This window comes from Leptospira kmetyi serovar Malaysia str. Bejo-Iso9 (genome assembly GCF_000243735.2).
Taxonomy (GTDB): domain Bacteria; phylum Spirochaetota; class Leptospiria; order Leptospirales; family Leptospiraceae; genus Leptospira; species Leptospira kmetyi.
On the sequence record NZ_AHMP02000003.1, the window covers coordinates 1,066,811 to 1,090,638 of the forward strand.

Below are 23,828 nucleotides of genomic sequence, written 5' to 3' on the forward strand. Positions count from 1 at the left end.
AAATCAAAGATTGCGATATAGAAAAAGTTCCTTGCCCGTTTCCAAAACGACGGAACCCTTTTTACCCGAAGGAAAAAACCGTGCGGGCAAATCGGAACCTTTGATTTTTTCTTTCTTTAGAATTTTTCCGGAATCGTCTATAAATAGAATTTCCTGATTGGCTTCGGCCGCGAACCAATCCCCGTTGTGAAAAACGGTTTCATAAACTCCGTTGCCGGAATTTCGCTTAACGTTCAAAGCGGCCTTCCCGGAAGAATCGTAAAAGATCAACTGATCCGGCGCGGAAATCAAAACTTCGCCCGTATTCGAAATCGCTAAATAAAGTTTATGAGGATAAATCGTATTCAGTTCGTACGAAGTAATCTCTTCCCCTTTCGCGCCCAAAACGAAAATTTTATCCTTGTTTCCGTTCAAAAGATGCACCGCTGTTTTGGAGCCGTCCGGAGAAACGGAAACGCTCTTTGCAAAAACGGGATTCTTTTCCGAGCCGAGATCCTTTTTGATTTGAATCGCGCCTTTGGGATCGAGAACGAACAATTCTCCTCCTGAAAAAAGAACTCCCGTAATTTTAGAATCGCTCGCAAACGTATAGTCCGTCAAAAAACGTCCGTCGAGTTTTCCCGCCCCGGTTCCGTTCCCGTTGATATCGGAAAGAATCACCTGGTTGTGATCCCCCGCGATCAGAAGAACCACGTTGCCCGAAGGAGAAATTCTCGGATAACTTCTAAACTCCTTCGTCCAGAGGATCTCGTTCGAGGGAGAATAAAAATTCACCTCGGAGCCGATCTTTTTGTATTCGAGATAACCTTTCGTGTTGAACGGATATTCGATTCTTCTCATATCGTCGAGAGGAATTCCGGAGGAACTCTGGATCGTATAATACGAGTTCTCGAATTTGTATCCGTTTAAGTTCTCGTCCGGGTTCCACGCGAATCGCGCGTCCTCGGCCATTCCGGCGTGCGCCGGTTTCGAAAACGCCCAGACCTTTTGGATTCCGGTCGCGGCTTCATAAGGATTTCCTAATGTATAAAAGAATAATATCGTAAATAAAACGCCGAATCCGGCCACGGTTAAGAGTTTCATTTTTTTTCCTTCAGAAGATTGTATAAAAGATAAATTCCCGTGAACGCGGCGTATTCCCGAAACGAAGCCCTCGGAAACGGAAAGTAGTGTTCGTGAATTTCGGTTTCCCCGTTTTTCTGCGCGACCCCGAAATAAACCAGGCCTACTTTCTTTTGGGGAGTTCCTCCTCCCGGCCCGGCGATTCCGGTAACGCTTACGGTCAGATCCGTTTTTAAAGCGACTAGGGCCCCTTCCGCCATCTCCTTTGCGGTTTCTTTGCTGACGGCCCCAAACTCGTCTAACGTGTTCTGTTTGACTCCGAGCAGCCCCGCCTTAACGCTGTTATCGTAGGAAACCACACTTCCGTAAAAATAAGCGGACGATCCTGCGCGATCGGTCAACGTTTTTGCGATCAATCCGCCTGTACAACTTTCGGCGGTTCCTACGGTAAGTTTTTTTTCTAAGAGAATTTTAGGAAGTTCTTCGAAAACGTCCGGCGTCGATTTGGCTCCGTAGACTTGATCGATCTTTTGTAAAAGAGAATCCACCAAGGACCGATCGGAGGATTGAAAACTCACTCGGATATATCCCCGTTTTGCCGCCACGCCCCAGACTACTTTTCCGCTTGTGACGGATTCTTCCTTTGAAATAAATTCTTTCTGAAAAAGGGATTCGCTCATCCACCAGACGAAACGAAATCCGGAATGTAATTCCGTCGCAGAAAATGTTTTGGAGATCCAAGGCGTAAGTTCGTCTCGGAACATCTCCGTCATTTCTCCGGGAACCCCGGGCATACAACAAAGATATGCGCTTTGGCCTAACGTTATGATAAAACCGGGTGCGATTCCCACAGTGTTGCCCAGAATGATCGAACCTTCGGGAACGGAAACCTGACGGATCGCGGTTTGCATCGCTTCTTGAAAATTTCTTCCTCGAAGTCGATAAAAGGCCTCGATCCTTTGTCTTGCGACCGGGCTTTCCGTCGATGAAACGCCTTTGAGTTTACACGCGACTTCCAAAGTATAATCGTCTTCCGTAGGTCCGAGTCCGCCCGTCATCACAAGAAGAACGGGTTGTTCCTTTGTGGATTCGTTTGCGAGTTTTGAAATTTCGACTTGAAGCGCGACGGGATCGTCCGGTAAAACCACGAACTTGGATACGGAGAATCCCAATCCGAAAAGTTCGTTTGCGATCCAGGACGAATTCGTATCCTGACTTCTCCCCGAAGTCAGTTCGGAACCCGTCGATAAAACGATGATTTTCGGAGCGATCGACATTAGTTTTCCTTATCCATTCTTTCGGGTGCGGAAACTCCGATGAGAGAAAGTCCTTCGGAGAGAACGTTCTTGGCCGCGAGACAAATTCTCGCCAGACCCAAACGAACTTCGGGCGTTGCGTCCTTCAATCGGTTGTTTTTTCCGAGATAAAAACCGGTAAACGTTTTCGCGAAACTCTGGAGATAATTCGTGACTCGATGCGGTTCCATCGCATTGGCCGCGTCGAAAATTTCCTCCGGAAATCTTGCGATCCAAAAAAGAAGTCGTTTTCGTTCATCAGACATTTCTAATGTAGTTGCGGCCTCCGAAGACGTTTCGTTTCCGACCTCGCGAAAGATCGAACAGATTCTCGCGTGCGCGTATTGCAGATAAAAGACCGGATTCTTATCCGACTCGTCCTTAGCAAGATCCAGATCGAAATCCAGAGGAGCGTCGAGAGAACGCATAACAAAAAAATAACGACCCACGTCCCTTCCGTGTTTTCCCAAAAATCCGATGAGATCGCTCATCGTTTGAAAAGAACCGGCGCGTTTGCTCATCTTCACCTTTTGTCCCGATTCGAGAAGATTGACCTGTTGCGCGATGATGACTTTGAAGTTTTCCTTTTTATAACCGATCGACTGAACCGCGCCAGCAAGCCTCGCGATATATCCGTGGTGATCCGGTCCCCAGATGTCGAAGATTCGATCGTATCCCCTTTCGATTTTATTCTTATGATACGCTATGTCCGCGAGTAGATACGTCGGTCTTCCGTCGTCCCTTACGACCACACGGTCCTTATCATCTCCGTATTCCGTGGAACGAAAAACCTTCTTCCCGTCTTCTTCGAAAATTTGACCGGACTTTTCCAGGTCCTTCATCACGGCCAGAACCTTGTTCGAATCGTGTAACGTGCGTTCGCTGAAATAATTGTCGAACTCCACACCGAACGCATCTAGATCCTTTCTTTGCCAGATCAGATTGTTTTCCACGGTCCAACCGGAACAAAGCTCCGCGAGTTCTTTGTATTTCTTTTCTTTGAGAAGATTTTCTATCAGCGGGGATTTTTCGGAATCCTTTAAAAGAGAACTTGCAATATCCTTAATATATTCGCCGCGATAACCTTCCGCGGGCAGAATGTTTTTTTCCAGGATCGTTTCGATCGGAGTGGAATCGTCGGCTTCTTGGAGGGACGAAGATTCTCCCTTGAGTTCGCGGATTCGGACCAAGGTGGAAACCCCGAGTAAAAAAACCTGATTTCCATAGTCGTTGATGTAGAATTCCTTATCAACCTTGTGACCGATCGCCTTCAAAAGAGAGGCCATCGCGTCCCCGTTTGCGGCCGCTCTCGCGGAAACGATGTTCAGCGGTCCCGTAGGATTTGCGGAAACGAATTCGAGATTGATTTTGAGAGGATCGTTCGCTTTCGGAAAATAATTTCCGGAAAGAATCGAAGACTCTATGAATTTCAAAAGAAACGAAGGGGCGATTCGAAAATTCACGAAACCGGGCGGAGTAAAATCCACCGTTTCGAACAGATCGTTTCTTTTCTGGAGAATCGCGACGATATCTCCGGAAACTTGAACCGGATTCTTCTTTAGAATTTTAGAATTTTCTAATGCGAACGAAGTGGAATAATCCCCGAATTTTTCGTCTCTGGAATATTCTATTTTGATTTTGAACGCGCTCAGATCCGCGTCGGGGATGGAAGCGGAAAGTTCGCGAACCCCCTCTTCGAGCGCTTTTAATACGATTTGTTTTAAAGTTTCATTTTCTTTCATTAAAATTTACCGGAGATTCATTCAGAACGATAAGAATGGAATTCGTAGGAAGTACGACAATTTTTTCGTAAAAGTTCGGCCCCGCCCGCGTTTGGGTGGTGGGGAGAGGCGGCGGGAAAAACCTCGACTCGATTCCCCTATCACAAAAATCGAATTTTTGAAATCGAAAAATGTTTCGGGAAAAAGTAGGAACTCCAACAAAACTCTTCTTTTAAGCTTTAATTCCTTTCTAAACATTTTGCCTATCTATTTGAATCGGAATAAAAATGATTCGATCATTTCCTTTCCTATGTCGAGCGATCCATAGAAAGCGAAACAGCCAAAAGCCAACGGAGTGTCAGCGTTGGCTCGCGCCGCAGACGCGAAAACGGTAACCATTAAATTATTTCCTTTCATAGAACACGTTTTTCTTTTTCGAGTTTTCCCAGCTGATTTCCAATTCCTGAAATACCATTTTTTTCAGATCCATCATGGAAACAAGTACTGATCGTTTTCCTCTTTCCTCCCGTTCCGCTCGGACCGGTATCGATACGGGAGTTTTTTGATCCCAGCGAATGTCCAAGACTACGAGAAAAAGAAGAATGAAAAAGTAGAACAAAAATAGAATCGATTTAAGAAAGTTTTCCAAGATTTTCCCCCAGGGCTTCGTAGAGAGTGACGGACGATTTCAGTTTTTTTCTAAGAATGGGTTCGAGCATCCGATTGCAAATTCTGTCCAAGTCCAGAAGAGTTTCAACGGATATTTTTCTTTCCTTTAAGTCCCGAAACCTAAGCATCAGAAAAGTCTGAATCCATTGAACGAGTCCGAGATCGTTCTGATCGGAATGAAGACAGTTTCCGCACACGAGTTCGAATGGAGAGGTTTGCAAAGTTACGGATGTCATCTCCTTGAGTTCGGTTCCGCAGGAATGGCAAAGAATTTCTTTGGATAAGAATCCTCCGCTCACAAGAAGACGAAGTTTAAAAAAGGGAAGAATCAAGGGCGCGGGTCCGTTCTCCTCAAGCTCTTCCAAGGCTCCGGATAAAAGACGAAATTCTCCCGGATGTTCCGCTCCGTCCGGCGTGAAGGAGGACGCGAGTTCCACGAGATAGGAAACGAGAACCATTCCGAAGTAACCGGACTTCGCTTTATCGTATCGATTGAGAAGGGAAATCTCCTTCACGTTATGCGTCTCTTTGTTCTTGGAATTGTAGTAATCGACGCTGGAAAGAGATCCGGGTTCCACCGAAGCGATGGGTCTCGTTTTACTTTTTCGGATTCCTCGAATCCTAAAATTCTCCACTTGGCCTTGTTCGGGAAGAAGACGTATGATCGCGTCCCCGTCCTGGATCGTTCTCGATTCCAAAACGATTCCCTTCGTTTTTTTTAGAGATCCTGAAGCGCTTCCAGACATTCGTCTTCCTTTAACTTCATGATTCTTTCCTCTTCCTCACCTCTTTCGTGGTCGTATCCGAGGAGATGTAAAAAACCGTGAACGAGCAAACGATAGAATTCGTCCTTTTCGGAATGTCCGATTTCAACGGCTTGTTTTTTGAGCGTGTCCACGGAGATCACGATTTCGCCTAACGCGATCGGCGGTAAGGGGCAGGAATTTTTCCTTTTTCTTTCGTTCAAAACCGCGGCCAAAGGAGCTGCGTCGAATTCGAGAGGAAAGGAAAGAACGTCCGTCGTCTTATCCTTGTTCCGTCTCAAAAGATTGATCTCTTTCATGTCGATGTCGTTTATCAAAAGCAGACTTAGGTCGCAGGGAGAATCGGACAATTCTCGTCGGAAAAGAATTTTGCAGTTCTCGACGACTTCCGTTTCGTTCCACCAGGAGATCGCTCCGTAGTCGTTCGAAATGGAAACGGTGTCGAGGATCAGTGTCCCTTCCCCGTCGCGGCTTTTTGGTTTTTATGTCCGTTGGCGGAACCGATCGCATTCTTTTTTTCTAATGCTTTTGTGGCTTCCATGCTCGGATACTTCGGTCTAGAATGAAGACTCGACAATAGAACTTCCTTAAAGGAAGCTTTTACGCTTTCCAAATCCCCGAGAGTTAACCCGCATTCGTCCAATTGATTTTCCGCGAGTTTGATTCCGATGATTTTGGTGATGAGATTGTCCAAGGATTCGGGCGTGATCTCCTCCAAAGAACGGGAAGCGGCTTCCAAAGAATCGGCGATCATCACGATCGCGGTTTCCTTTCTCTGCGGTTTCGGTCCCGGATATTGGAAGTCTTGTTTTTTTAACTTCTTCTTTTGCGTGGGAGAAAGTTCGGATAAAGCCTTGTGATAGAAAAAAGCCATCGTGGAAGTTCCGTGATGTTCCGGAATAAAGTCGATCACCTCTCTCGGAAGACGAGCCTTCTTGGCCATCTCGATTCCGTCTAACACGTGATCGATGACGATCTTCGCCGCAAGAGCCGGATTGTTCTTGTCGATGTTTTCTTTTTTGGGAATCAAGTGTTGATTCTCCACAAAAAATCCCGCGTTCGGAATTTTGCCGATATCGTGAAAGTAAACTCCGACCCGGGTCAACAACCAATCGAGTCCGAGGTTTTGACACGCGCGTTCGGAAAGAGCCGCGACCATAAACGTATGCGTATACGTGGAAGGAGCCTTGGTCAAAAGATCCTGCAATAAAGGATGTCCCGTGTCCGCGAGCTCCATCAGTTTAAAACGGGTCGGAACGTTAAAAAGATATTCGTAGATCGGAAGTAAGAACTGAGCCGCGGTCGAACAAGCGAAACCGTTGATCAGACAAAGAACATACAATTTGAATATGTTGGATTCGATCAAATCCTTGATCCAAGAACCGCTCGGGATAGCGACCCAATAGTTTCTCGAATCGAAAAGATAACCGCTCGAAGCGATGATGATCTGAACCCCCGCGATATACAAACCGGCTTTGATGAAATCGATCCGTTTTTTGAGATTTCTTCCGTAACTCGCGGAGACGATACAGGAAACGAACCCGAGCATAAACGAAGTCGGATTGTAATGCGAAGCCATAAACACGAAGAAGGAAAGATAGAAACCGATCGCGATCGAAAGTTGTTCGTCGTAGATAAAGCTGATGATCAGACAGACCATTCCCACGGGAACAAAAAGCGCGAAGTAAAAGATCGTGTCGTATTTCGTTTCGAAGTTGAAGAAAATTCTCGAGGCGATCGTACAGCTTAAAACCAAAAACCAGATCAAGGAGAATACGATCACGTTACTCGAAACGTCGTTCAATCGTTTCGGATTGTATTTTTTCAGAAAGATATAGATGATAACGACGAAAACCGTTTGAATCAGAAGAATCGAAGCGATGGACGCGATGTTCGCGCGGGTCGCATACGTGTTTACAATCTGCAGTTTTTTGAATATTTCGGGAGTGATGATTTCTCCCGACTTAACGATCACCTCGCCGGCGAGAATCCTCGAATTGACAGGCTCCGCACGATCCGCGGCGAACTGTTTTGCGGCTAAGGTTTCCTCCGCGTTGTAAGAACAGGAAGGATTGGAATAGATATAACTCAGCGAAATTTTTTGAACGATCGGGAGAACCGCCGAATCCATACGAGAAAGTTTTTCCTGAGCCATTCTGTCGAGAATGCTCACCGTATCCGGATCCCGATACAGATACGATCTCGGAACGATATAACCGCCTTCGAGATTCGAAATCTGTTCCTTGATCCCCTGATTCCGAACTCTCGCTCCGGAGGTTTTTACCGCGGCGAAATCGGGAGGAATATCCCGCAATATGCAAAAAGAAGAAAATACTAAATTAGAGTATTGTTGAATGATATCCTTGAGCTTTCCCTTTCCCGGCGTTTTGTATAAAAGTTCGATTTCTTCCTTGGATCTGTTTTTCCAACGGGGAACCACGCTCAAAAGTTCGGGATAGGCCCGACCTTCCGCGCTCGGCTTGAAGGAACGAAAATTCTCCATATCTTCTTGAATGGATTTATTGATTTGATCCTGTAGAGCCGCGTAGTCCCGATCAAAAACGAAAGGCGCCGATTGATAAGCGGCGAGTTTTTTAGCCTTGGTTTTGTCCTCGTCTTCGTAGACGATTTCCTTTGCGGAAACGATTTTTTCGGGAGCGGTTTTTCCTTCCGAATACAATCCGTCCGGAGAAAGGTCCATTTTATCCTGACCGAAAAAAGGAATGGCGAGCATCCAAGTCACCATCAAAAGAGTTATGACTACGAGAACGACTTGGAGTCTTCGAACGAACAAAATCGGACGGACCCGGGTCAGCGTGTCCGTAATCCATGCCATAGCGGATTCGACTTGTTCTCCCGGACTGGGCATACGATTACAACTCCTCAAACTTACGAACGATTACTTCCACAAGCGGATGTCTGGTAATATCTTCTTTCCCAAAAAACACCATTCCGATTTGATCCGTGTTTTTGAATAAAGTCACCACTTTTTCGAGTCCCGAACGACCGTGATCCAAGTCGATCTGAGTCGAGTCGCCCGAAATACACATCCGGGAAGATCTTCCCAAACGAGTCATAATCATTTTGAGTTGGGCGAGAGTGCAATTCTGCGCCTCGTCCAATATGATAAAGGCATTCGAAAGAGTTCTACCCCGCATAAATGCGACGGGAGCGATTTCGATCTTCGTAAGAGCGATGTATTCCTGGGTTTTTTCGGGCCCGATACATTCGTTGAGCGCGTCGTAAACAGGACGCAAATACGGGTCGACCTTTTGATTCAAATCCCCCGGTAAAAAACCGAGATTCTCCCCCGCTTCCACCGCAGGTCTCGTGAGAATGATCTTGTCGATCGTACCCGCTTGCAAAAATCTGCATGCGGTCGCCACGGACAAAAACGTCTTACCGGTTCCCGCGGGTCCGAGCGCGAACGTGATCAAGTTGTCTTGAAAAGAATGGAAATACGTTTCCTGGTTCCGAGTACGGGGATAGATATGTTTTCCGCGATACGTGGTGAGAATTTTTTCGCTCGGCTTCCAAGGCATGGCCCGATCGGTTTCGGTTTCCCATACCTTTTTTTTGCGGAGTTCCTTACCTGCGTCTTTTAGAATATAAGCAAAATCGAATGAATCGGTGAAGTCCCGGTCCGGTCTTTCGCGGTAGTTCGCTTCGAGCTTTTTAAAAAAATCCAAAGCGAAATCCACTTTGGCGGATTCGCCCTCGATCTGAAAACCGTTTCCTCTTGGGATGATGTCCATCTCGAGTTGTTTCTCGAGAATTTTCACACCGTCGTCGTTGATCCCGCAGATCTTACGATACAGATCCTGGTTCTCGAAGTTGAACTGTTCTTTGCGCGTGGAAATAAATTTATACCTTTACCAGTTTGATCTTCAACTCTTGAAGCTGTTTTTCTTCCACGGGAGAAGGACATTCGCTCATGAGACAAAGACCCTTTTGCGTTTTCGGGAAAGCGATCACGTCTCGGATCGATTTTCCTCCCGTCAGAAGCATCAACATACGATCGATTCCGAACGCCAAACCGCCGTGAGGTGGGGCTCCGTATTCGAGAGCTTCGAGTAAGAATCCGAATTTTTCCTTCGCTTCTTCCTCGTCGATTCCGAGAACCTTAAATACTTGATTCTGAATATCTCGGGAATGAATTCTTATGGAGCCTCCGCCGATTTCGACTCCGTTCATCACGAGGTCATACGCCTTTGCGGTCGCGTTGCCCGCGTTCTTTTGCAGGGTTTCCATAGATTCAAAAAATGGAATGCTATCGTCGGACGGAGAAGTAAACGGGTGATGCAGAGCGTCCCAACGTTTGTGATCCTTGTTCCACTCGAACATCGGAAAGTCGACGATCCAAGTGATGTTATTCTCCCCTTCTTTCGGAGTTTCAAACCGTTCCGAAAGTTTGAGACGAAGAGCGCCTAACGAATGATTGACGATTTCCTTTTCGTCCGCTCCGAAAAAGAGCATATCTCCTTCTTTCGAAGCGCAGGCTTTGGAGATCGCGTCGAGTTCCTCTTTTTTAAAACGTTTTGTGATCGTGGATTCGAGCCCTTCGCTTCCGTGTTTCATATAAGCGAGGCCCTTGGCTTTGTAGTCTCGGTTCAGCCAAGCGGTATAATCCTCGATCTCTTTTCTCGAGATGACGGAACCGCCCGGAACACAAACGACCTTTACGGTTCCTCCGCTTTTCACCGCGCCCGAGAATACGTTGAAGTCGCAATCTTTTACGATTTCGGAAACGTCCACGAGTTTCATTCCGAAACGAAGATCCGGTTTGTCCGAACCGTATTCTTCCATCGCGGTTTTGTAAGTCATTCTCGGGAAAGGAACGGTCAATTGAATGTTAAAAACTTCTTTATAGATTTCAGCGACGAGACCTTCGATCTCCGCGAGAATTTCCTCTTGGCTTACGAACGAGAATTCCATATCGAGCTGCGTGAACTCGGGTTGTCTGTCCGCGCGTAAGTCCTCATCTCGAAAACACTTTACGATTTGGAAATATCGTTCCATTCCCCCCACCATCAGAATCTGTTTGAAGATCTGAGGAGATTGTGGAAGCGCATAAAACTGATTCGGATTCAAACGGGAAGGAACCAAAAAGTCCCTCGCGCCTTCGGGAGTGGATTTGTTTAAGATAGGAGTTTCGATTTCGACGAACTTGCGTTTGTTGAGATAATTACGAATCGCGAATATGAATTCGTGTCTTTTGATCATCCGATTTTTCAGTTCTTCCCTTCTGAAATCCAGATAACGGTATTTCAATCTGAGTTCTTCGGAAACATCGTCGAACTCGTCCAAGGAGAACGGAGGAGTTTTTGCGACATTCAAGATTTCTAATTGATCCAGAACGACTTCGATCGTTCCGGTCTGCATTCTCGGGTTGATGGATTCGACGTCGCGTTTCTTGAGGGTTCCCGTAACCGCGAGAACGTATTCGGAACGAACCTTCTCCGCAAGCGTAAAAGAATCTCCGAGAAGTTCCTTGCGCGCGACTACCTGAATGATTCCGGTTCTATCGCGAAGATCGATGAAAATCACGCCGCCCTGATCTCTAAAACGAAACGACCAACCGTAAAGAACGACTTTTTTACCTTCTTGGGATTCGCTTAATTCTCCGGCCCAAGAGCGCTGTTTATAACTTTCCTGAATCCACTGTTTCAATGATTTCGTTTCCTATTGAGACCTTTCACGCGGTCCGTAAATTAATCTATATTATCAAATCTGCTAAGCTCGGGCCTAAAGGCAAGATGAAAAGAACCGATAGGACCGGAACGGTTTTTTGCGATGATGATCTCGGCTTTCCCGCGCATCTCCGGACTGATTTCTTCGTCCCCTTTCACCTTCTCTTCTCGATAGATGAAGGAGACGATGTCCGCATCCTGCTCGATCGCTCCCGATTCCCGAAGGTCGGAAAGTTGAGGTTTTTGATCCTTCGATCTTTGTTCCACGGCTCGCGACATCTGAGAAAGCGCGATGATCGGACATTTCGCTTCCTTCGCCATCTGCTTGAGAGAACGGGAAATCGAAGCGACCTCTTGTTGACGACCGCCTTCCTTGTTTTTCGGATCGCTCATGAGCTGTAAGTAATCCACGACGATCAATCCGATTTTTTCGGTGGTGAGAAGTTTACGAACGCGGCCCTTGAAGTCGTCGATCGTCAAACCGCCAGAGTCGTCTATGTAGATCGGAGCCGATGTCACTCGGACGATGGATTCCAAAAGTTTGGGAGCGTCGGAACGGGTGAGTTCGGATTTTTTGAGTTTCATCGATTCCACTTGGGAATCGGCGCAGACCATCTTGAGAAGAAGTTCGATCCGGCTCATCTCCAAAGAGAAGATGACTACGGGTTGATTGAATATAAGAGCCACGTTAGACGCTATGTTCAGTGCGAACGTGGTTTTACCGTTACCGGGACGAGCCGCAAGAATCATAAGCTCGTGTTCTTTGAGACCCGAGGTCGCCTCGTCCAACTTCGTGAAGTTCGTACGAAGACCGGTGATCTGCCCCCGATTCTTCATGATCTCCATGATGTAATCGGAAAGCGCTACCTTGTCCGAAGAAACGGGAAGAAGCCCCTTCGCGTCTATACTTCGCGAAATTTCGGTGAGATTTTTTTCTACCGTGTTGAATACGGATTCGTTGTCGCCCGGTTCTTTGCGGATCAACTCCAAAGAATCTTGGAGGATCTTCGCATACATTCTTCTTTCCGAAAAACGTTTGATCCGAGTCGCGTAGTACGCGAGAGGTTGCGTAACTACCGTGTCCCGATAAAGGGAATAGATATAATTGAATTCTTTTTCTTCGTCTTTGAGTAGAGAATTTTCTTTGAGAAAGTTCAGGACGGAAACCGGATCGATCGTGATCCGTTTGTCCACAAGGTCGGCAATCGCCCGATAGACCCTTCTGTGGAGATCCACATAAAAGTCTTCGGGAACGACGGGGACGTCGATCAGGTTATCCGCTCCTTTAAGAAGCAGGAATCCTAAAAAGGCCCTTTCGGATTCCGGTTCGTATAAGGAGTCGGACTGCATGGTCCCCTAAAGAAGGATTATTCTTCTTCTCTTTTAACGTTGAGCGTAATCACAGGCTGGATTCCGTCTGCAAGACGAATTTTGATCTTGTAAGATCCCAGATTGCGGATCGGCTCAGCGATCTCGATTTTTCTCTTATCGAGTTCGATTCCGTTCTTCTTAAGAATGGAAGCCACGTCGATCGGAGTAACGGCTCCGAAAAGTTTGTCTCCGCCGCCCGTCTTAACGAGGATATCGTATTCCTTACCGTTGAGACTTGCGGAAACTCCTTCCATAGCCTTCTTGCGCTTTTCTCTTTTCAGTTCGCCCAGTTTTTTCTGGTGAAGAGCGGCTTTCGTGTTTCCGTCGTTGGCGCGAACCGCGAGTCTTTTCGGGAAAAGGAAGTTTCTTGCGTAACCGTCGGTTACTTCTCTAAGATCTCCCGCGTCGCCGAGATTGATAACGTCTTTTTGTAAGATCACTCTCATGTTCGTACCTCAGTTCACCTTGTAAGGAAGAAGACCGATGCTTCTTGCTTTGCGGATTTCGCGAGCGAGAACTCTTTGATAACGAGCGCTGGTTCCCGTAATTCTTCTTGGAATGATTTTACCGCGGTTGGTGATGAATCTTTCCAAAAGTTCGATGTTCTTGTAATTGATCTGTTTCGCTAGTTCCGGATCGGCGGTAAAGCGGCAGACTTTTTTCTTGTATTTATTCTGTTTTCTTTGCGGCTTTCCTTCCATTTCAGCAGAAGCTTCGCCTTGTTCCGGTCTTTCGGAACGTTCTTCTTTGATTTCGTTTTCACTCATAAGTGTACCTCATTAAAACGGTATGTCGTCGTCACCATCCGGTGCAGGTGCGTAGTATTCCGGAGAGGATGGATAAGAATTTCCTCCGGAGGATGAGGAACCGCCCGATGAAGAGGAAGAACCGTCGTCTCTGGATCCGAGAAGTTGAAAGTTTTCAACAACGATACGGATTCGAGAAGCTTTCTTACCTTCGGGAGTTTCCCAAGTGTCCTGCTTCAATCTTCCTTCAATGGCAATCTGCTTTCCTTTTTTGCAGTATTGTTGAATGATATCGGCCGGTTTTCCCCAGACTTCACAATCGAAGAAGTGAGATTCTTCCCTCTTTTCTCCGTTAGACACATAGGTCCGGCCGTTGGCCAAGGAGAAGTTAACGAGAGAAGTCCCGTTGATCGATTTGAACTCAGGGTCCCGCGTTAGGCGGCCGACCAGAGTCACTCTGTTGATATCATTAGCCATTGAGGCGCACAACCATAGAACGTAGAATGTTCTGGTTGATTAAGAATTCCTTTTCCACTTTTTCAATGGCACCTGGGTCGGCGCTGCACTTGTAGTGGTGGAAGATTCCCTGCTCTTCGTGTTTGATCGGGTGCCAGAGTTTTCTTTGGCCCCAGTCTTCGTCGGAGGTGACGCTCACGGAAAATTTCTTCAAAGTATCCTGTATTTCGGACTTTGCAGATTCCCGCGCGCTCACACGTGTGATGGTGGTGAGTTCGTAGTTTCTCAAAAAGTTTCCCCTATGGTTATAGCCCGCCTGCGGTTCGCGGCGAGCAGAAGAACCGATAATTTAACCTATTTTTTGCGTTTAGAGGCAGGGGTCAAGGTGGAATTTGTCGTAAGATCCAGAAAGGCCCGTTCCTCTTCGACTCGAAGTTTGGTTCCTAACTCCGAGGATAAAACCGCGATCTCGTGTAGGAACTCCTTCGCTTCTTGACCCTGGACCGGTCGGATTTTGTGGTCCTCTTTCTGAAATTTCCCGAAGATCGGGACGAGTTCTACGGTTTCCAAAACGTTCTTCCGGATATGAAGAATCGCGATCAGATTGTGGTTCAAGTAGGAGTTCCTACTTCCGAAAATCAGATTCCCCAAAGAATAAAGAATCACCCCACCCCGATACAACTCGATGCCCTGCGGAATATGAGGATGATGACCGATCACGACCTTGACCCCCGAATCGATCAAAGCGCGCGCGATCTTTCTCTGATCCGGCGTCGGAAACGGAGAATATTCCACTCCCCAATGCAAAGAAACGATACGAACCGGAGGAGAATAAGGAACGCCTCGTTTGAGCGGAGGACGTCTTTCAAAAAAGGAGGATTGGAGGGAAGGTAGGAGGAAAGGAGCCACTCCCGATTTAAAAGGAGTCGCGTAGTGGGCTTGTTCCGCGATCGCGGTGACGGAATGGATTCTAAGATCGGAACCCTTTAAACTCAGACGAAGAGGATCGAGGACTTCGGGAAGTTTTTTCCCCGCGCCCACGTTAAGAATATCATTCTTTTTTAATATACTCAGGGTCTCGACCATTCCGTTGGGACCGTGATCGAAGGAATGATTGTTGCCGAGAAACACCATGTCCACGCCCAAGAACTTGAGCGAATCCAAGTCCTTTTCGTGAGCGGTGAAGATATAAGCCTTTTTGGATTCTTCCGTTTTGGAAGCGACGACCGGAGTTTCGAGATTGACCATACGAAAGTCCGCTTCGCCGAAAAGCGACTTCAGACCTTCCACGGGCGCGATCTCGCCGTGTTTTTGAATCGTGTCGCGAATTCCCCAGTTGAACATGACGTCCCCGCCCGCAAGAACTTTGAGAAGTTCCGGATCGTGATTGTGTTCCGGATGAAGAACCGCGTCGATCTTGTCTTGAAGGATTGCGAGAGCCGAGGGAGAATCGGTCTCCGAGTTTTCGGAAGAGGAATTTTTAAGGAATTCGGGAAGGCAGGAAAGAAATAAAAATACGAAAGAACACGTTATGAAAAGTTTTGAACGGTAAAAGGACACTGTGGGTAATGGTTCCATTTCGTTCGAAGTTGGAAAGATATTTTTTCGGGAATTTTAAGAACCTTTAGTGAAGGGTTTCCTTCTTCTTTAGCATTTCCAAAAAATCCTTCATACGTTTTACTTTCGTTTCTTCCTTCTTCGCATTATGAATTCGGAATAGAATCGCGTAACGATTCGCGGAATTTAAGGATTCAAAAAATTTCAACGCGCTCGGATTTTGTTTCAAAAGTTTTTGAAATTCTTTCGGAACTTCCATCTTACTCGGTGACGCGTAAGCGTTGTCCCAACGTCCGTCCGATTTTGCGGATTCGATCGCTTTGAGCCCGGCGGTTTGCATTCGTTTCGAAGCGATCAGTTCGATCGCCTTTTCACGATTGATCTTGGACCAGATGCTCTTCGGTCCTCGAACGGAAAATCTCTGAAGCCAAAACGAATCGTCGTATTTTTGTTTTTGACTGTCGATCCAACCGTAACAGAGCGCGACTTCCAAAGCCTCCGCATACGAAATCGAAACCACGCCCGATTCTTTTTTGGAAAGTTTTATCCAAATGGGAGAATCCGATTTGTGATTTTTCTTAAGCCATACGGTCCATTCCTTCGTGTTCTTAAAAAAAAGAATGGGGATTCCGTTTAAAAATTCTTCCATGGGGAGAATTGCATCGTTCCTTCGGATTTTGCCAACAAAGATTAAGCGGCGATCGCTTCGAGATATTCTTTTCCGTAATCCACGACCTTATACGGAATCTTAGAATCGAACGTGGCGAATTTGACCTTAGGATGAACGCTCAAAGAAAGAAGATAAATATCGGTCAGTTTTTGGAATGAACCGGCCATCCGTGATGATTGCTCGCAAAACCCTTCTCCGCGTCTTTTTTCCAGCGGCCTCTTTCATTTCTAAAGCGCGCTCCAAAGCCTTCATGGAAATTCCTCGCCCCGCGGCCTTTATTTTCGTTTTTTTAACAATGAATCCGGTATTTCTAAAGTCGTTTTCACTCCTTTACGGTCCCGTAATAAATATGGCTTTCTTCAAACATTTTTCCCATATTCTTAATTTATTTCAAATCTCGGATTTGAGCTCAAAATCGAAACGTTGCGATGATACTGTAAGAGGATTCGAAAACGAAAATAGAAAGGATGAAAACAAAGTTCGATTGGAAATCGAACTTCAAAAAAAATTAGAATGGGAAAGAGGTGAAGAGTTTGAAGGCAGGGAAATATTTAGGAAGGAAACGGGAATGGATGGAGCGAAATGCAGAAAAAGGAAGGAAACAGAAAAAACGGAGAAGATAAAAAGAATTAGAAAATCAAAACGTCACGAGCGAGCGAACTAACGAAAGGATTCAAATCCAAAGTAAACAAACATCTTCGAATCAATATTATGAAAATATAAAATACGCCGTGACCGTCAAAACAAGACCGAAAATTCCAACGGGCAATCCGGCGCGGATCATATCCTTGATCTCAAAACCGCCCACCGCATAAGCGATCGCGTTCGGCGGAGTACTCACCGGCAAGGACATCGCCAAGGAAGCGGAAAGCGCGATCCCTAGACAGATCTCCAAAAGATACGCTTCCGATCCGGGAAGAATGATCGCGGAAAGCGGAAACGCAAACGGAACCAGAAGATTGGTCGCCGCCGTGTTCGACATGAACGTACTCAATAAAAGCGCCAAAATACAGAGTAAGAATAACACGCTTACCGCATATTCAGGTTTCGTAATGGGCTTTAGAATTTCCGAAAACCAAAGACTCATTCCGCTTTGTTGAAGACCGATTCCGATCGCGATTCCTCCCGCAATCAACAGAAGAACGGACCATTCCAAAGAATTGATGTCCTTTTCGTTTAAAATTCTGAACGTAGGAAAAAGAATCAAAGGCAAAAGAGCGATCACACCGGCCGGAATTCCGTGCAGATTTTCCGTAAACCAAAGAGCGACCGTTCCCAAAAAGATAGCCGAAGTCGTTCTAAACGCAAAAGACTTCGTTCCACCTTCCGGTTCCTGAAATTCAACGATGAGATCCAAAGAACCATTCTCGGGAAACAACTTCAAAAGAAGAAACCAAGCAAAAAATATTAATACGACAACAAGAGGAACCGCAAAAAACATCCAAGTTCCGAAAGAAACCTGAACTCCTTGTTGTTTCAAAATTCCCATCGCGATGATATTCGGCGGAGAACCGATCGGCGTTCCCACTCCTCCTATATTTGCGGCGAACGGAATTCCCAAAAGAAGCGCCTTTCGAAACGGTTCCTTTTCGGGAAGAATTTGAAACAAAGGAAAGGACAACGCGATCATCATGGAAGTCGTCGCGGTATTGCTCATCCACATCGAGATAAATCCCGTTGTGAACATAAAACCGAGAAGCACCTGATGACTTTTTACTCCGAACTTGCGAATGATTCTGTTTGCGAGAAAACGATCCAGGCCGGTCTTAACGCAGGCTTTTGCTAATACGAAACCGCCTAAAAAAAGAACGATCGAAGAATCCGCAAGAGAGGAAAGAAAAACGGAAGGAGCCGGATTTTTTCCCGTAGCAAAAGAAAGCTCTTTGATTCCCATCGGGTTCGCGAAAAAAAGAATTTCCAAAAAGATCACAAGGATCGAAGTCGCGTAACCGGGAATCGGCTCGGTCACCCAAAAAATTCCCGCGAGCGCGAAAATACAGATCATGATCGCTACGCCCAAAGGAGTCGCAAAATGAATCTGAACAAAAAATAAAATTCCGATAAAGAGGGAAACCCATAAAATCAGGATCAAATTACGCATCGTTTCGCCTTCCGCTTAATTTCGCATTCGCAAAGTAGAATATTCTAAATTTAAAAAACCTAATACAACTTCCAACCGAATTTCATAAAAAACCGAAACGCGGAGGTCACGAAAAGTTTAATGTGCAAAAAACCTTTTTTGGAGGAATTCCCTCCCTTGTGAAAAATTTTCACCTTCGGAAAATAATCCTTACGTTTCAGACGCATGGAAAGATCGAAGTCCTCGAAATACAAAAAGAACTTTTCGTCGAAGCCGCCGATTCTTTGCAAGGAATCCGTTTTGGCGAAAATAAAACAACCGCTTACCAAGGGAACGGATTCCTGAGTTTTACTCCAATCCCTTTCCATCAAATCATAAGCGTCCAAATTCTTTTGAAATAACTTTCTAAAAAAAGAAGGAGCAAAAGAACGTAAGAATAAAACGAAAACGGTCGGATATGATTTGATCAAAAACTGCATACGACCCGTATCCTTCTCGTCCGCATCCCAATCGACAACGGAAGGAACCACCGCGTCGCAATCGGAACGTTCCTTCAGATAACGAACGCACCATTCCAAGGTTTGCGGGATCATTTTGATATCCGGATTTAACACGAGATGAAAGTCGGACGTCGAATCCAAAATGGATCGGTTGTTCGCGGCTCCGTAACCAGGATTTTCCGGAAGATGAATATAACGAAATTCCACTTTCTTTTTCAGCTGAGCTTTTTTGGAAAACTCATCCAGCATTTTGGAAACGGCGGAGTCGCTCGACGGAGAATTGTCGACGATATCGATCTTGTATCGACAAGTATATGAGGAATTCTTAATTTGATAAGCGACAGAGTTCAATAGGGATTCGAGAGATTCCCGAAAAACGACAAGATTCGGTTTATAGAGTACGATCGAAACGGTAATAGCGAGTTTCAAGAAACAATTTTCCTTATGATAGTTTACGGCTTATCCGCAATGAGTTCAGACGTCTTGTCGGTTTCGGACAAACCGACAAGACGTCGATAAAATCGGGATTCTTTTCGGGCGAAACCGTCCCGGATTCCATAGAATATATGCGCGTACGTTCCGAATACGGATTTCGAAAACAAGGGAAGAATCAAAAATCGAAAACCGGATTTTAAGACCACTTCCAACTTAAACTTCCACGGAACGTGAGGCAGGCCGCACATAAGAATCCCGTTTCTAAAAAGAAAATACCAGCGAAACGGAGAATGAATCGCTATTTTAAAAAGTCCTAATATACTTTTGGACTCGTTTCCGATCGAATGAAACATCTTCGAATCGGTTACGATCTTATGAACGTAACCCTTGTCGTTGGCGCGAAAGCACCATTCGTAATCCAGATAATCGATAAAAAAATCGGAACGAATTCCGCCGACTTCGTTTAATATTTTTATCGAACACAAACTTCCGGACGTGATCAGAAATTTCGCGTCGGACAAACCGGAAATATTCTCGGAAAGACCGTAAATGTTGCGGCCCTTGATCGTATCGAATATATTCGGACCGAACGAAGCGACCTTCGAATCAAAACCGGACTCGGTTTCGTATTTTTGAACCGCGTCCAAAAAGATTTGAATGGATTTCGATTCCAGAAAACTATCCTGATCGAAAAGCCAAACGTGGGAATATCGATTTTCTTTTGCGTATTCGATTCCTTTGTTGAGCGCAAAGCCCAGACCTAGGTTTCGATCGTTTTCCAAAAGGAAATTTTGTTTTTGTTTCTTGGATTTGATTTCCTGAAGATTCGAAGAATGATTGTCCACGAGTAAAACAGGGACGTCGTTCGAATTCAGGTTTTGGATGTTGCGGAGTGTGTTCGAAAAATCGGGATTGAAGGTTACGATTACGGCTAACGGAGAAAAACGCTCGGACATGGATCTTATTTTTTTCGGAAAGGGGAAAACAAATCTTGGTTCATCAACGCGACGAGATTGGAAAAAGACGTCGTTTTCGATCGATTCATTCTAAAACGTTTTGCGATGAGCCCCGGCAACATTCTTAAAAAACCGAAAGGTACGATCAGAATTTTCGGACTCGTAAAAACGGAATGATAGACGATGCTTGTTCCGAAAAAAAGGATATGGTGGAATAAATACTTCAGCCCGTAAAAAAAAGGCATGTTCTTCCAATAGACGACTAACGCGTTTCGAAGTCCGTAATAAAGCGAAAAGGAACTTCTTTCCTTGGTCGAACCGAAACCGTGATGATAAACCTTGACGTTCGGGGTGAATAAAACTTTTTCACCCGCAAGTCTTGCGCGAAAACTCAGATCCACGTCTTCCATATAGCAGAAAAAATCGGAATCGAATCCTCCGAGACTTTCGAAAACGGATGCGCGGATCGCCATCGCTCCGCCGCAAGCCGAAAATATCTCCGCTTCTCGTAGATATTCTTCGGAAAGAATCTGTTTATAACCTCTTCTCCAAGCCGCTCCGGAAACGTGATAGATGTCCCCCGCCCCATCCACGACCGCGCTTTCGTTCTCCTTTAACATCAAAAAAGAAAACACGGAGTAATCCTTTCCCTTCGAGGAAAGAATCGATTCGCATTCCTTGAAAAAATTCGAGTCCAAACGAGAGTCCGGATTGATCAACAAAATCCAATCCGCTTTCGGAGCGATCTTAACCGCTTCGTTGTTTCCTTCGGCGAATCCTAAATTCTTTCCGCCCAGATGAACGATCCTTCGTTCTTCGTCGGCAATTCGCTTTAATAAATTCGGAGTTTCGTCCTTGGAATCGTTGTCCCATATCACCCAATTCCAATTTGCGGGAAGTTTCATCGATTCGTTCAGCGCGGAAACGTATAGTTCGGAATTGTAGGTTACGGTTATGATGTTGTATTTTTGCATGAAGGAGAATCGATCGACTTCAATCTCAGTAAATCTTTTCGTGAAGCACCTTGATCAGGTATTGTCCGTAACCGTTCTTCTTCAAAGGCGCGATGAGTTCTTCCAATTGAGCCGCGGTGATAAATCCTTTTCGAAACGCGATCTCTTCGGGACAAGCGACCTTGAGGCCTTGTCTTTTTTCGATCGTCTCGATAAATACCGAAGCCTCTAAAAGCGATTCGTGCGTTCCCGTATCGAGCCATGCGTAACCGCGACCCATCACTTGAACGTTTAAGGTTCCGCGTTCCAAGTAGACTTTGTTGACGTCCGTGATTTCCAATTCTCCTCTGGGAGAAGGTCGAATGGACTTCGCGATTTGAACGACTTCCTCATCGTAAAAATACAAACCGGTAACCGCGTAATTCGATTTCGGTTTAACGGGTTTTTCTTCGATGGATATCGCTCTTCTTGAAGAATCGAATTCCACAACGCCGTATCGTTCCGGATCGTGAACCGGATAAGCGAACACGGTCGAACCGGAAACTTTTTCGGAAGCGCCTTCCAACAACGCGGAAAGATCGTGACCGAAGTAAATATTATCGCCTAAAATCAAAACGGAAGGATGACCTTCCACGAATTTTTCACCGATCAAATAGGCCTGAGCCAATCCGCCCGGATCGGGTTGCACCGCATATTGAATGTCGATTCCCCACTGCTTTCCGTCTCCCAAAAGCTCCTTATACATCGGAGTCGCCTGCGGAGTGGATATCACCAAAATCTCGCGAATGCCCGCCAACATAAGAGTCGTCAGCGGATAGTATATCATAGGTTTATCATATACCGGAAGAAGTTGTTTGGAAATGACGTGTGTGACCGGATAAAGTCTCGTGCCGGAACCTCCGGCGAGTATGATTCCTTTTCTTGATTTCATTCAACGTTTCTCATATTGACTTTCATAATATTCTTTGTACTGACCGGAAAGAATGTCCTTCCACCAGGATTCGTTGTCCAAATACCAACGAATCGTTTCACGGATCGCGGTTTCGAAATCGGATTTCGGTTTCCATCCGAGTTCTTTTTCGATCTTACTCGGATCGATCGCGTATCTAAAATCGTGTCCAGGACGATCCTTTACGTATTGGATCAGTTTAGAATGCGGGGCTCCCGAAGGATGCAATTCGTCCATAATGGAACAGATCGAGTTTACGATGTCTATGTTTCTTTTTTCGTTGCGGGTTCCTATATTGTAGGTTTCGCCCGGCGCGCCTTTGAACAGAGCGGTTTTCAGAGCTTCGCAATGATCCTTAACATATAACCAATCTCTAATATTCTTTCCGTCTCCGTAAACCGGCAGAGGTTTACCGTGAAGACAGTTTAGAATCATCAGAGGAATCAACTTTTCCGGAAAATGATAAGGACCGTAATTGTTCGAGCAATTCGTCGTGACGACCGGCATGTGATAGGTATGATAATACGATCGAACGATATGATCCGAACCCGCCTTGGAGGCGGAATATGGGGAATTCGGCGCGTAAGGAGTTTCCTCCGTAAAAAAACCGGTATCGCCTAACGTTCCGAAGACTTCGTCCGTTGAAACGTGAAGGAATTTTTTTCCTTCAAAAGAACCGTTCCATTGCAGACGGGCCGCGTCCAAAAGATAAAAGGTCCCGAGAACGTTCGTTCTTATGAATTCTTCCGGACCGGAAATGGAACGATCGACGTGACTTTCCGCGGCAAAATGAGCAACGTAATCAATCGTATGTTCCTTAAATACGGAGAATACCCCGTCCTTGTCCGCAATATCGGCTTTTATGAAAGTAAAACGAGGATCGTTTTTCCAAACGTCGAGGCTCTTCAGATTTCCCGCGTATGTGAGTTTATCCAAAACGATCACGTGATATTCTTTCGTGTCGTTTAACAAAAGATGTACGAAGTTGGAACCGATAAAACCGGCTCCTCCCGTGACTAAGATTTTTTTCATACTTTTATTCCAGAGGTTTCGGCGAGTTCGTTCAGACAAAGGATCAAGTCCTCTTTCCAATGCGGAACCGGGCCGAAAAGTTTCCGAGTTTCTCCCAAATCCAAAACGGAATATCTCGGTCTCGGCGCGGGAGTCGGATATTCCTCGGTCGGGATCGGATGAATCGGTTTCAGATTTTTAATCGCCGAGGAAGAATTGGAGATGTCGCGGACCGCAACGGCGAAGTCATACCAACTCGCGACGCCAGAGTTCGAAAAATGAAGCGTTTGCGGAAAGGATTCTCCCTTTAAAATTCCATCGCATAAGAATATTATAAAATCAGCAAGTCTTCCGGCCCAGGTAGGTCTTCCTAACTGGTCTTCGATTACTTTCAATTCCGATCGATTCGGATCGTTTAATAACCGGAGAATGGTTTTCGGAAAATTATTTCCGTGCGCCGAATAAACCCAGCTCGTGCGCACGATGTTGGCCCCCGAAGAAGCGGAAAAAGTTTTGCGGATCCATTCTTCCCCTTCCGCCTTCGACGCCCCATATACGCCCTTCGGAGAAAGCGGAGAATCCGTTTTCCAAAAACGAAGAGTATCTCCGATCGTTTCCGAATTGGCATCGAACACGAAATCTGTCGAGACGTAGATCAGATGGATTTTTCTTTTATGACATTCTTCCGCAATTTTTTTTACGGCCAAAGAATTGACCTTATACGCGTTTTCCCGATCCGACTCCGCCTTATCCACCGCAGTGTAAGCGCCGCAGTGAACGAGTATTTTCGGATTTTTCTCGAGAATCTTTTCGACGGCGTTCAAGTCATCGAGGGACCATTCTTCCCTTCCGAAACCGATCGCGTCGATTCCGGCCGAGGCGAATCGCTTCGACAACTCCCAGCCGACCTGGCCGTTTTTTCCGGTATAATAAATCATATTGG

At 45.8% G+C, this 23,828-nt stretch carries 24 protein-coding genes and 1 pseudogene; 1 reads left to right on the plus strand and 24 read right to left on the minus strand.

Translation table 11 applies throughout. The features are described 5' to 3' along the window. Positions 1-3 precede the first annotated feature (3 nt). From LEP1GSC052_RS07325 to LEP1GSC052_RS20885, 17 genes and pseudogenes are all read right to left on the minus strand, one after another. A complete protein-coding gene (locus tag LEP1GSC052_RS07325; protein ID WP_010575148.1) occupies positions 4-1,083 on the minus strand; it encodes a hypothetical protein in 1,080 nt (359 codons plus the stop codon). After that, entirely contained in the window at positions 1,080-2,339 is a 1,260-nt protein-coding gene (locus LEP1GSC052_RS07330) for a nicotinamide-nucleotide amidohydrolase family protein (RefSeq protein ID WP_020985554.1), read from the minus strand. Before LEP1GSC052_RS07330 ends, LEP1GSC052_RS07325 begins: the two co-directional genes overlap by 4 nt. Further along, the gene (argS, locus tag LEP1GSC052_RS07335) at positions 2,339-4,099 is read right to left on the minus strand and encodes an arginine--tRNA ligase (protein WP_020986663.1); all 1,761 of its coding nucleotides are present in this window, start codon (positions 4,097-4,099) and stop codon (positions 2,339-2,341) included. The genes LEP1GSC052_RS07330 and argS overlap by 1 nt, the downstream gene beginning before the upstream one ends. 382 nt (positions 4,100-4,481) lie before the next feature. Then, positions 4,482-4,727, minus strand: a complete 246-nt coding sequence (locus LEP1GSC052_RS07340) for a hypothetical protein (RefSeq protein WP_010575151.1) — start codon at positions 4,725-4,727, stop codon at positions 4,482-4,484. Further along, positions 4,711-5,493 (minus strand): DNA repair protein RecO, encoded by a 783-nt coding sequence (recO, locus tag LEP1GSC052_RS07345; protein WP_010575152.1) that lies wholly within the window; start codon positions 5,491-5,493, stop codon positions 4,711-4,713. The genes LEP1GSC052_RS07340 and recO overlap by 17 nt, the downstream gene beginning before the upstream one ends. Beyond that, positions 5,466-5,921 (minus strand): rRNA maturation RNase YbeY, encoded by a 456-nt coding sequence (gene ybeY, locus LEP1GSC052_RS07350; protein WP_084492202.1) that lies wholly within the window; start codon positions 5,919-5,921, stop codon positions 5,466-5,468. The genes recO and ybeY overlap by 28 nt, the downstream gene beginning before the upstream one ends. Positions 5,922-5,959: 38 nt before the next feature. Further along, positions 5,960-8,380 carry an HD family phosphohydrolase gene (locus tag LEP1GSC052_RS07355; RefSeq protein ID WP_010575154.1) on the minus strand — a complete coding sequence of 807 codons (2,421 nt, stop codon included), beginning with the start codon at positions 8,378-8,380 and terminating at the stop codon, positions 5,960-5,962. A gap of 4 nt (positions 8,381-8,384) precedes the next feature. Continuing rightward, entirely contained in the window at positions 8,385-9,266 is an 882-nt protein-coding gene (locus LEP1GSC052_RS07360; protein WP_040913369.1) for a PhoH family protein, read from the minus strand. A 109-nt stretch (positions 9,267-9,375) separates the two neighbouring features. Next, positions 9,376-11,181: an aspartate--tRNA ligase gene (aspS, locus tag LEP1GSC052_RS07365; protein ID WP_010575156.1), complete on the minus strand. Its 1,806-nt coding sequence runs from the start codon at positions 11,179-11,181 to the stop codon at positions 9,376-9,378. A 41-nt stretch (positions 11,182-11,222) separates the two neighbouring features. Next, positions 11,223-12,551, minus strand: a complete 1,329-nt coding sequence (gene dnaB / locus LEP1GSC052_RS07370) for a replicative DNA helicase (RefSeq protein WP_010575157.1) — start codon at positions 12,549-12,551, stop codon at positions 11,223-11,225. 17 nt (positions 12,552-12,568) lie between these two features. Then, positions 12,569-13,018 carry a 50S ribosomal protein L9 gene (rplI, locus tag LEP1GSC052_RS07375; protein WP_010575158.1) on the minus strand — a complete coding sequence of 150 codons (450 nt, stop codon included), beginning with the start codon at positions 13,016-13,018 and terminating at the stop codon, positions 12,569-12,571. Between the two features lie 9 nt (positions 13,019-13,027). Then, entirely contained in the window at positions 13,028-13,339 is a 312-nt protein-coding gene (gene rpsR / locus LEP1GSC052_RS07380) for a 30S ribosomal protein S18 (protein ID WP_010575159.1), read from the minus strand. A gap of 12 nt (positions 13,340-13,351) precedes the next feature. Continuing rightward, positions 13,352-13,795: a single-stranded DNA-binding protein gene (locus LEP1GSC052_RS07385; protein ID WP_040912898.1), complete on the minus strand. Its 444-nt coding sequence runs from the start codon at positions 13,793-13,795 to the stop codon at positions 13,352-13,354. Next, entirely contained in the window at positions 13,788-14,063 is a 276-nt protein-coding gene (rpsF, locus tag LEP1GSC052_RS07390) for a 30S ribosomal protein S6 (RefSeq protein ID WP_010575161.1), read from the minus strand. The genes LEP1GSC052_RS07385 and rpsF overlap by 8 nt, the downstream gene beginning before the upstream one ends. 65 nt (positions 14,064-14,128) lie before the next feature. Beyond that, positions 14,129-15,334, minus strand: a complete 1,206-nt coding sequence (locus LEP1GSC052_RS07395) for a CapA family protein (RefSeq protein ID WP_010575162.1) — start codon at positions 15,332-15,334, stop codon at positions 14,129-14,131. A 64-nt stretch (positions 15,335-15,398) separates the two neighbouring features. After that, positions 15,399-15,980: a YdeI/OmpD-associated family protein gene (locus LEP1GSC052_RS07400; RefSeq protein WP_010575163.1), complete on the minus strand. Its 582-nt coding sequence runs from the start codon at positions 15,978-15,980 to the stop codon at positions 15,399-15,401. 41 nt (positions 15,981-16,021) lie between these two features. Continuing rightward, positions 16,022-16,144, minus strand: a pseudogene (locus LEP1GSC052_RS20885) (toxin-antitoxin system, toxin component, PIN family protein); the annotation flags it as partial. Between the two features lie 341 nt (positions 16,145-16,485). On the opposite strand from LEP1GSC052_RS20885, the gene LEP1GSC052_RS21225 reads away from it, so the two are divergent. After that, positions 16,486-16,665 carry a hypothetical protein gene (locus LEP1GSC052_RS21225; RefSeq protein WP_135607513.1) on the plus strand — a complete coding sequence of 60 codons (180 nt, stop codon included), beginning with the start codon at positions 16,486-16,488 and terminating at the stop codon, positions 16,663-16,665. A 45-nt stretch (positions 16,666-16,710) separates the two neighbouring features. Here the strand turns inward: LEP1GSC052_RS21225 and LEP1GSC052_RS07410 are convergent, their stop codons facing one another. From LEP1GSC052_RS07410 to rfbD, 7 genes are read right to left on the minus strand one after another with little or no spacing between them, the layout of a single operon-like run. Then, positions 16,711-18,102, minus strand: coding sequence for a DASS family sodium-coupled anion symporter (locus tag LEP1GSC052_RS07410; protein WP_020986079.1), 1,392 nt, complete (start codon positions 18,100-18,102; stop codon positions 16,711-16,713). A gap of 59 nt (positions 18,103-18,161) precedes the next feature. Next, positions 18,162-19,010 carry a glycosyltransferase gene (locus LEP1GSC052_RS07415; protein WP_010575167.1) on the minus strand — a complete coding sequence of 283 codons (849 nt, stop codon included), beginning with the start codon at positions 19,008-19,010 and terminating at the stop codon, positions 18,162-18,164. Positions 19,011-19,033: 23 nt separating this feature from the next. After that, positions 19,034-19,972, minus strand: a complete 939-nt coding sequence (locus tag LEP1GSC052_RS07420) for a glycosyltransferase family 2 protein (protein ID WP_020986526.1) — start codon at positions 19,970-19,972, stop codon at positions 19,034-19,036. 5 nt (positions 19,973-19,977) lie between these two features. Beyond that, positions 19,978-20,946 (minus strand): glycosyltransferase family 2 protein, encoded by a 969-nt coding sequence (locus LEP1GSC052_RS07425; protein ID WP_020986292.1) that lies wholly within the window; start codon positions 20,944-20,946, stop codon positions 19,978-19,980. Between the two features lie 25 nt (positions 20,947-20,971). Further along, a complete protein-coding gene (rfbA, locus tag LEP1GSC052_RS07430) occupies positions 20,972-21,856 on the minus strand; it encodes a glucose-1-phosphate thymidylyltransferase RfbA (protein ID WP_010575168.1) in 885 nt (294 codons plus the stop codon). Continuing rightward, entirely contained in the window at positions 21,857-22,906 is a 1,050-nt protein-coding gene (gene rfbB, locus LEP1GSC052_RS07435) for a dTDP-glucose 4,6-dehydratase (RefSeq protein WP_010575169.1), read from the minus strand. It lies immediately after the preceding gene. After that, positions 22,903-23,823 carry a dTDP-4-dehydrorhamnose reductase gene (gene rfbD / locus LEP1GSC052_RS07440; RefSeq protein WP_020985662.1) on the minus strand — a complete coding sequence of 307 codons (921 nt, stop codon included), beginning with the start codon at positions 23,821-23,823 and terminating at the stop codon, positions 22,903-22,905. Before rfbD ends, rfbB begins: the two co-directional genes overlap by 4 nt. Positions 23,824-23,828 lie beyond the last annotated feature (5 nt).

Coding starts and splice junctions, on each gene's coding strand:
- LEP1GSC052_RS07425 (WP_020986292.1), bottom strand. CDS start 20,946: ATGCAAAAATACAACATCATAACCGTAACCTACAATTCCGAACTATAC.
- LEP1GSC052_RS07355 (WP_010575154.1), bottom strand. CDS start 8,380: ATGCCCAGTCCGGGAGAACAAGTCGAATCCGCTATGGCATGGATTACG.
- rplI (WP_010575158.1), bottom strand. CDS start 13,018: ATGAGAGTGATCTTACAAAAAGACGTTATCAATCTCGGCGACGCGGGA.
- dnaB (WP_010575157.1), bottom strand. CDS start 12,551: ATGCAGTCCGACTCCTTATACGAACCGGAATCCGAAAGGGCCTTTTTA.
- LEP1GSC052_RS07325 (WP_010575148.1), bottom strand. CDS start 1,083: ATGAAACTCTTAACCGTGGCCGGATTCGGCGTTTTATTTACGATATTA.
- rfbA (WP_010575168.1), bottom strand. CDS start 21,856: ATGAAATCAAGAAAAGGAATCATACTCGCCGGAGGTTCCGGCACGAGA.
- rfbB (WP_010575169.1), bottom strand. CDS start 22,906: ATGAAAAAAATCTTAGTCACGGGAGGAGCCGGTTTTATCGGTTCCAAC.
- rpsR (WP_010575159.1), bottom strand. CDS start 13,339: ATGAGTGAAAACGAAATCAAAGAAGAACGTTCCGAAAGACCGGAACAA.
- LEP1GSC052_RS07400 (WP_010575163.1), bottom strand. CDS start 15,980: ATGGAAGAATTTTTAAACGGAATCCCCATTCTTTTTTTTAAGAACACG.
- LEP1GSC052_RS07330 (WP_020985554.1), bottom strand. CDS start 2,339: ATGTCGATCGCTCCGAAAATCATCGTTTTATCGACGGGTTCCGAACTG.
- argS (WP_020986663.1), bottom strand. CDS start 4,099: ATGAAAGAAAATGAAACTTTAAAACAAATCGTATTAAAAGCGCTCGAA.
- recO (WP_010575152.1), bottom strand. CDS start 5,493: ATGTCTGGAAGCGCTTCAGGATCTCTAAAAAAAACGAAGGGAATCGTT.
- rfbD (WP_020985662.1), bottom strand. CDS start 23,823: ATGATTTATTATACCGGAAAAAACGGCCAGGTCGGCTGGGAGTTGTCG.
- LEP1GSC052_RS07360 (WP_040913369.1), bottom strand. CDS start 9,266: ATGGACATCATCCCAAGAGGAAACGGTTTTCAGATCGAGGGCGAATCC.
- LEP1GSC052_RS07410 (WP_020986079.1), bottom strand. CDS start 18,102: ATGCGTAATTTGATCCTGATTTTATGGGTTTCCCTCTTTATCGGAATT.
- LEP1GSC052_RS07420 (WP_020986526.1), bottom strand. CDS start 19,972: ATGTCCGAGCGTTTTTCTCCGTTAGCCGTAATCGTAACCTTCAATCCC.
- LEP1GSC052_RS07385 (WP_040912898.1), bottom strand. CDS start 13,795: ATGGCTAATGATATCAACAGAGTGACTCTGGTCGGCCGCCTAACGCGG.